A 7,477-nucleotide genomic window follows, 5' to 3' on the forward strand; every position below is an offset into this window, starting at 1 on the left:
TGCGCAACGGGCGCAAAAACCCCTTCCAGCCCCGTGCCATGCAGGCGCTGGACCTTGCCCTGCAAATCAAGGCCCGAGGCTACCATGTCTACCTTTCCGGAGAGGCGGATCTGGGCCGCACCCGCATGCTTCTTGATTACCTGCGCCCGCAGGCCCGTAAGGCTCCCACTCCGCCGGACCTTGTCTATGTGCATAACTTTCAGGACCCGGACCACCCCCTGCTTTTTTCCCTGCCTGCGGGCCTGGGAAAAAAATTCAGGCAACATATGGTGGAGATGGTGGATGCCGTCGTCAAGGAACTGCCCCGCAAGTTTGAGGCCAGCACATATCTGAAGCGCCGGGCCAAGCTCGTGGACAAGTTCCAGACAGCCCGCATGGGCCTGCTGCGCAAGATGAACTCGGTCGCTGTGGACAAGGGCTTCAACCTGGACATGGATGAAAACGGCGGGCTTACGCTCTACCCCCTTGTCGAAGGTAAAAGGCTCAACGAAGAAGAGTTCGACAACCTGGACAGCACCATCCGCCTCAAGCTGAAAAGCCGCGGCGACAATCTGGTGCAATCCATGGCCGGTCTTATGCGCCAGTTGAACAAGGCGGAAGAAAGCTTTCAGGATGACGAACGCGGCCTTGAGCGCGAAGCCATGGGACACGTGCTCGATACCCTGTTTACGCCGTTTGAGCAGCGCCTGCTCAAAGCATGCCCTGGCGACAGTCTGGCCGCCTACTTTACGGCCATGCGCGAAGACATGCTGAAAAACACCGAGGCTTTTCTGCACAGGGACGGCGTGCCGCCCTCCCTTGCCGGTGATTCGCACGGCGGCCCCGGTGCGGATATGGTCCTTTACCGCTATGCCGTAAACGTTCTGGTGGACAACAGCAAACAGGAAGGCGCCCCCATTGTGGTTGATGACCACCCCACGGCCGTGAACCTTCTGGGTTGCATTGAACGTGAATCAGAAATGGGCGCGCTTGTCACGGACTTCACCCTGATCCGCGCGGGAAGCCTGCACAAGGCCAACGGCGGCTTTCTGGTGCTGCACGTCGAAGACCTTTTGCAACACCCCACAGCCTGGGAAGGGCTTTTGCGTGCTCTGCGCTCTGATCAGGCCCGCATTGAAGATACCGGTGAAGCGCCGGACACCGCCATCCGGACCAAAGGGCTCAGCCCTGATCCGCTGCCCCTTGACCTCAAGGTTGTACTCGTGGGCGGAGAAGAGCTGTATGAAGGACTGCTCGTCAATGACGACCGCTTCCCAAAGCTTTTTCGCATCAAGGCGCACATGGCGGATGAAACAGAGCGTAATGCCGCAAATATCCGCCATTATCTCGGTCATATCGCGCACATCATACGAGGTTGCGAACTCCCCCCCTTTGATCGTACGGCCCTGGCATGGCTCGTGGACCTGGGGTCACACCTTTGTGAAGATCAGCGCCGCCTTTCACTCAAATTCCCCCTGTTACGCGAATTGATGATAGAGGCCTCTGCTCTGGCGCGCTTAAAGGGGGCCGCGGCTGTCAGCGCACCCATCATGGAAGAAACCCATGCCGCGCGTATCTATCGGGCCAATCTTGTGGAAGAAGTATTCATGGAAGAATACGACCGTGAGCTGATCAAGGTGCGCACGTCCGGCGCAGCCGTGGGCCAGGTCAACGGCCTTTCAGTAACCTGGCATGGAAACTTTGAGTTCGGCCTGCCTCACTGCATTTCATGTACTGTGGGCGTAGGACACGAGGGCATTATCGACCTTGAACGTGAAGCGGAGCTTGGTGGCCCCATTCACACCAAGGCCATGATGATCATAAAAAGCTACCTCACCGACCTTTTTGCCCGCAAAAAACCCCTTGTTCTCTCCGGTTCACTGTATTTTGAACAGAGCTATGCGGGAATTGAGGGCGATTCCGCTTCGGGCGCGGAACTGGTGGCCCTGCTCTCTGCGCTGGCCGATGTTCCGGTGCGGCTCGATCTGGCTTTTACGGGCGCCGTCAGCCATGCGGGGCAGATCATGGCTGTGGGCGGAGTCACGCGCAAGGTGGAAGGCTTTTATAAAGTTTGCGCCAGGCACGGGCTTACCGGCACCCAAGGGGTTATCATTCCCTACGATAACGCAGACCACCTCATGCTTTCACCCGATGTTCTCCGGGCAGTGGAAAATAAACAGTTCAGCATTTACGCAGTACGCCGTATTGAAGAGGCCCTGCTGTTGCTTACCGGCCTTGCCGCAGGCCGCAGATTGAAAAATGGCGGCTTTTCACGCGGCAGCCTGTATGATCTCGTAGACAAAAGGCTTGAACAACTGGGCGATTACGCACAAAACGCGTTCAGGAGAAGCAAACGTAGCTGATTTTTCATACACATGCCGGACCACAAGGCACTGCAGTATTGACTTTACATGTTTTTGCAGATAATACAGTTAACTATAAGCAAGTAATCAAAGGACTATCCAACCTGTCGCGAAGATCGTAATGAATAAAAGCAAAAAAGAAGCGTTGCTCCAGGCGGCCAAGGATCTGTTTGGTGAGTGTGGCTATGTAGAAACCACTTTCAAAAAGATTTCCGACAGGGCAGGGGTCGCTCTAGGCCTGCTGACCCACCATTACGGCAACAAGGAAAAGCTCTTTCTGGCATCCGGTCTGGACGTGCTGGAGCATTTCCTGAAAAAGCTGCGTCAGGCCACTGCCGATGCTGATTCGGGCTTTGATGGCGTTATGCGTTTTTGCAAGGCATATCTTGATTTTTCCATTGACAAAGATTCCAACTGGTTGGTCCTTGTACGATGTTCGCCGTATAGCGACATGAAGACCAAAACAGACCGTGACACCATGGATTCCATGTTTTCACAGGTGCATCAGGAACTGGAAAAAGTCATCTCGCGCGGCATTGAAGACGGCAGCCTGGTTACGGTGGACAGCAAGTCAACAGCCCAGGTGATTATTTCACTTATGGTAGGCGCCAACCGCACCCGGGTTCTCACTCCGTATGCCGCGCCCACACTGTACAAAGATGTATTGGATTTTGTAGCCCGGTCCATAAAGGCCTGAGGCATTTTTTGCGCAACCCCTACGGCCATGCGCTGTTGACAGCACCGTAAAGAACAGATAAGCAAAACACATGAAGCTAATAACCGCCATCCGCTATTTTCGATATTATTTTACCGGAGTCAGCAACTGACCCCAGGATACGCGGATATTTGGCAAATTTGCTTACAAGGTACCACAGCCGCCGACCATAGGGGTCGGCGGCTTTTTTTGTCTGCGCCTTTTATTGCCGGAGGGCCAATGGATCTTGTTTCGACCCTACTGTTGACGGACGCCGCCGTGCGTATTGCCATGGCATTACTCACCGGTTCTTTTGTACTGGCGCTTGTTACCCTGGTACGCCAGGTTCAAAGGGGATAAGCCATGTTTGGCGATGCTCTCATATGGCTTGGCTACATAGCCGTCTTCATCTGGCTGGCGCGAAAAGGGCGCGGGCACGATGCCATGGCAACAGGGCGCGTAGGTTTTGTCATTCAGGCGCTTGCCTACGTGGCGACATATATTTCCGCCGTGGCCCTGGTGGGCTTCGGCGGACTTTCGTATATGTACGGCATGCAGATGCTCCTGGTGGCCGCAGGCAACGTATGGCTCGGCACGTGGTTCGTGTACCGCTATCTGGCGTGGCCTACCAGGGTTTGCCAGCGCAACCTTCAGGCCCGCACGCCGACACAGCTTATCGCCAAAGGGCACAAAAGCCCCCTGCTGGGCAAGGCGCTTGCCCTGATTTTTGCCATATTCCTTGGCGTATATGCTTCTGCAGTCATCAAGGGCGCAGCCCTTATGCTGGCCCAGATATTGCCAGTGCCTGTCTGGGCGCTGATCTGGATAGCAGCCGTGGTAGTGGGCGTGGTGGTCTTTATAGGTGGACTGCGCGGCGTTCTCTACACTGAAGCCATGCAGGGCATTGTCATGCTGGTGGGGATTGTGCTGCTTATAGGAGCCGTGCTCAGCAAGGTTGGCGGCCCCATTGAGGGTATGGCACAACTGGCGCAACTGCCGCCGACCCCTAGGGCAAATGCAGGATTCCTTGCCTTTTCTTCCGGTGAACAGGGCTGGTTCATCATATCGCTGGTTATGATTACCTCCGTGGCGGTATGGGCGCAGCCGCAGATGATGCAACGGCACTTTGCACTTAACTCGCCCCGCCAGATCAACCGCATCACCCCTCTGGCCATGCTGGTGCTTACCGTTCTTGTAGGCGGAACGTATTTTGTAGCCGCATTGTCACGCCTTATCCTGCCAGATGCTGCTTCGGCAGATGATGTGGTACCCCAGCTTGTCAAAATGCTTATGCCCGATGTGGGGCTTCAGATTTTCGTGCTGGCTATTGTTTCGGCTTCCCTGTCCACGGCAACCGCGCTTTTTCACATCGCCGTATCTGCCATTGCCGAAGACTTGCCCGGCCGCCCCGCCACACGATTTTCATGGTTCGTCGGCATTGTATTCTGCGTGCTGATCTCCGGTGGCAGCGCCCAGATCAAGGGACAGCTTATAGCCCTGCTGTGCACTACCAGCTGGAGCATCGTTGGCGCTACGGTTCTTACAAGCTATGTGGCCCTTGTTCGTTTCGGCAAACGCAGCCCCATCGCCGCATGGCTGAGCTGTGGCCTTGGCTTTACTTCATGCCTGCTGTGGTATCTGTTGGCCAATAAAGCCGTATCCCCCACGCCTGTGCTGGGAATGCAGGCAGCCCTCATCCCCCCTTTCTTTGTAGGCATAGCCTTTTCGCTTATGGGCTGGTTTCTTGGCTGGGCGCTGGACCGGGAAGGACGCAAGGCCTCCACGTTCTGGCCGGCACCCAATGCGTAACCAGCGCACCGTTCAGTCAACGCTCAAAAAACAGGCCGGGGAAACCCGGCCTGTTTTATTGCAATGTACGTTATCTGCGCATCAAGGCTGGCGTGATCTCCCGACTTCTGCTATCTCTGGCGGGCCGCCACCGAAACTGTCTACGGCCAGTCCGGCTTCATTTATGCTATTTTTATTGCATGGCGGCGATATTTTTTAATAAAGCACGACCCTGCGAGCGTTTTTAATGAAATCTTCCTTGGTACGCGATTCTTTTATTGTCGGTGCAGCGTTATTTTCCATGCTGTTTGGCGCTGGAAACGTCGTCTTTCCACCTTACATCGGCCTTACCGCAGGTCCGGAATGGTTTTTGGGATTTATATGTTATTATATGGCAGATGTCGGTTTGGCCTTGCTTGCCATTTATGCCATGCTGACATCTTCATGCATTGACAATGAAGAAGGCATCATGCACAGGCTCGGGCATACAGCGGCCATGCTTATGATGTGCGCCATAATTCTCTGCATCGGCCCCCTGCTTGCCATTCCCCGCACGGGAGCCACGGCATTCGCCATCTCCTTTGCGCCGCTTGGCTATTCTTCCAAAGGCGTCAGCGCGGCAAAGATACTCTATTCCGTTGTTTTCTTTGGCATATCCACCCTGCTGGCCTTCCGGGAGTCCAATATGGTGGATATTATTGCCCGCTATCTTTCGCCCATAAAAATCGGGGGCTTTCTGCTTATCGTGGCAGCGGCCTTTATTATGCCCATCGGGCCGATAAGCGACGTTGTTCGTGATGACAACGTGGCGTGGCACAGCATACTTTCAGGCTATCAGACGCTGGATGTTATGGCGGCTCTGGTTTTTGGCCTGATTATTGTGAACGCCCTGAAGGCGAAAGGATACGAAAGCGGCAGGCAAAAGGTGCTGTCTGTGGGCATAGCAAGCCTCGTGGCTGGCGCTCTGCTCTTCGTCATCTATTGCGGGCTTTGCTACCTTGGGGCATCTGAATCCTCCGACGACCCCGTTGAAACACAAAAAGGCGCTCTGGCCACCCACCTGGTGGGCAGGCTTTTCGGCAGCGCAAGCACCATCCTGCTGGCGATTATTGTAACAGTCGCCTGCATGGCTACCTCTGTGGCCCTCATCGGGACCACCGGGACTTTCATCTCACGCTTCAGCAAGGGGCGGCTCAGCTATAAAAGTATTGTGGTGGGAACCGGACTTTTCAGCATGGTTGTTTCCAACTTCGGCCTCGACAATATCATTGCTTTTGCCGCGCCCATTCTGACCTTTTTATATCCGGGAACACTTGTGGTCATTGTGCTTTCCCTTTTTGACCGCCACATAGACAATGACAACATATTCCGTTTTGCCACGGTGGGAGCGCTGCTTGCCAGCGGGTTGACCGTGCTGGAAGAATGGGGTTTGCCCCTGGATGTCACGCGGCATCTCCCCTTTGATTCTTCAGGACTGAGCTGGATAGTGCCGGCCTGCGTTTTTGGCATCATGGGCTACTTTATCCGCCACCCCCAAAAACCTTCCACCCATTAAAAGATTTCACCGTGAGGCGTGGGCAGAGGTTGCCGGTCCGCGCCCGCAGATTCTCCCGAACATATCTGGCCGCACAGGTTTTCATTCCCTACAGGAGCGGCCCTGTGGACAAAAAACTTCAGTACGGCGCAGGCAGGGCAAGCACTGCCTGACCGACATCAAAAGACCCGCCCCAGACAGCCGTGCACAAAAGAGCACTGCTACTGGAGCGGGTCTTGGGCATTCTGTGGAAAAAGCGTGTTAAAAAAGCTTCTGGAAGCTGTCCTGCAATAAAAGATCTCGCCACAGCCGCTAATGGACAGCGTTTACACGCACGCGCTTTTTCCCGGCCCGGCCGGACTCATCCACAACGCGAATCTCAATATCACCGGGTACGGCTCTCCATAAAAAGGGCTCACCCGGCACACCCTTGCCCAGGTAGCGGCCATTGACAAACCAGTGCAGTGTTCTCACACCGGCATCGGCGTGAGCCATAAAAACCATGTTCTCATGTCCCGGACTACTCAGGCTCAGTTTGTAGATCAGGCCATCCTTGGGCAGGACTATACGGGGAGTTTCTCCCGTAACCATGTTTTCACGCCCGCATTCAGGGGCAAAAGGCGGCGGTTCGGGCTTGGGCATTCCGGCCCTCGCAAACATCTGCGCCATATCCGTGGGCCAGAATTCCCATATACGCACCTCTGTGCGGTCTGCCTGCGGCATGCAGGCCCGTAGGCCCGTTTGCCTGTCTATGAGTATGGGACGGAATACGCCGGAGGATGCCAGCGGCGATACTCCCGGTATAAACCATGTTTTTGCTGTATCTTCACACAGGGATATGTCCAGGTCTCCGGTTGCCGCGCAAACTTCCACACGCTCCAGGTTAAGCCCGTGCGCAGGTTCCGCCTGATAATCCCGCAACGGTTCGGCCATTGCAAGGTCCCGCGCTATCTGTGTAAACAGTGGTACGGCGCTGATACCGCCCACAAACAGCGGATTGGGTTTGTTGTCAAAGTTGCCTAGCCAAACCACAAGCACATACGGCCCAACAATACCTGCGGCCCACGCATCTCGAAAGCCGTTCGACGTGCCTGTTTTAAGCCGCAAGGGCAGCACTGT

4 protein-coding genes and 1 pseudogene are annotated in these 7,477 nt (G+C 55.2%); 4 read left to right on the top strand and 1 reads right to left on the bottom strand.

The genetic code is table 11. The features are described 5' to 3' along the window. The 4 genes from QZ377_RS12230 to brnQ form a co-directional block, all read left to right on the top strand. Window positions 1-2,342, top strand: a 2,342-nt coding sequence (locus tag QZ377_RS12230) for an ATP-binding protein (RefSeq protein WP_291441478.1), incomplete at its 5' end; no start/stop codon positions are given. 121 nt (window positions 2,343-2,463) lie between these two features. Then, complete coding sequence (locus QZ377_RS12235) at window positions 2,464-3,039, top strand: TetR/AcrR family transcriptional regulator (protein ID WP_291441480.1); 576 nt, start codon at window positions 2,464-2,466, stop codon at window positions 3,037-3,039. A gap of 360 nt (window positions 3,040-3,399) precedes the next feature. Beyond that, on the top strand, window positions 3,400-4,845 hold the full coding sequence (locus QZ377_RS12240; RefSeq protein ID WP_291441481.1) for a sodium:solute symporter family protein: 1,446 nt from the start codon (window positions 3,400-3,402) through the stop codon (window positions 4,843-4,845). A gap of 226 nt (window positions 4,846-5,071) precedes the next feature. After that, window positions 5,072-6,379: a branched-chain amino acid transport system II carrier protein gene (gene brnQ, locus QZ377_RS12245; RefSeq protein ID WP_291441483.1), complete on the top strand. Its 1,308-nt coding sequence runs from the start codon at window positions 5,072-5,074 to the stop codon at window positions 6,377-6,379. 291 nt (window positions 6,380-6,670) lie between these two features. On the opposite strand, the pseudogene QZ377_RS12250 reads toward brnQ, so the two are convergent. Then, window positions 6,671-7,477, bottom strand: a pseudogene (locus QZ377_RS12250) (penicillin-binding protein 1C); the annotation flags it as partial.

Origin of the sequence: Desulfovibrio sp., assembly GCF_019424165.1 — a bacterium.
Taxonomy (GTDB): Bacteria; Desulfobacterota; Desulfovibrionia; order Desulfovibrionales; family Desulfovibrionaceae; genus Desulfovibrio.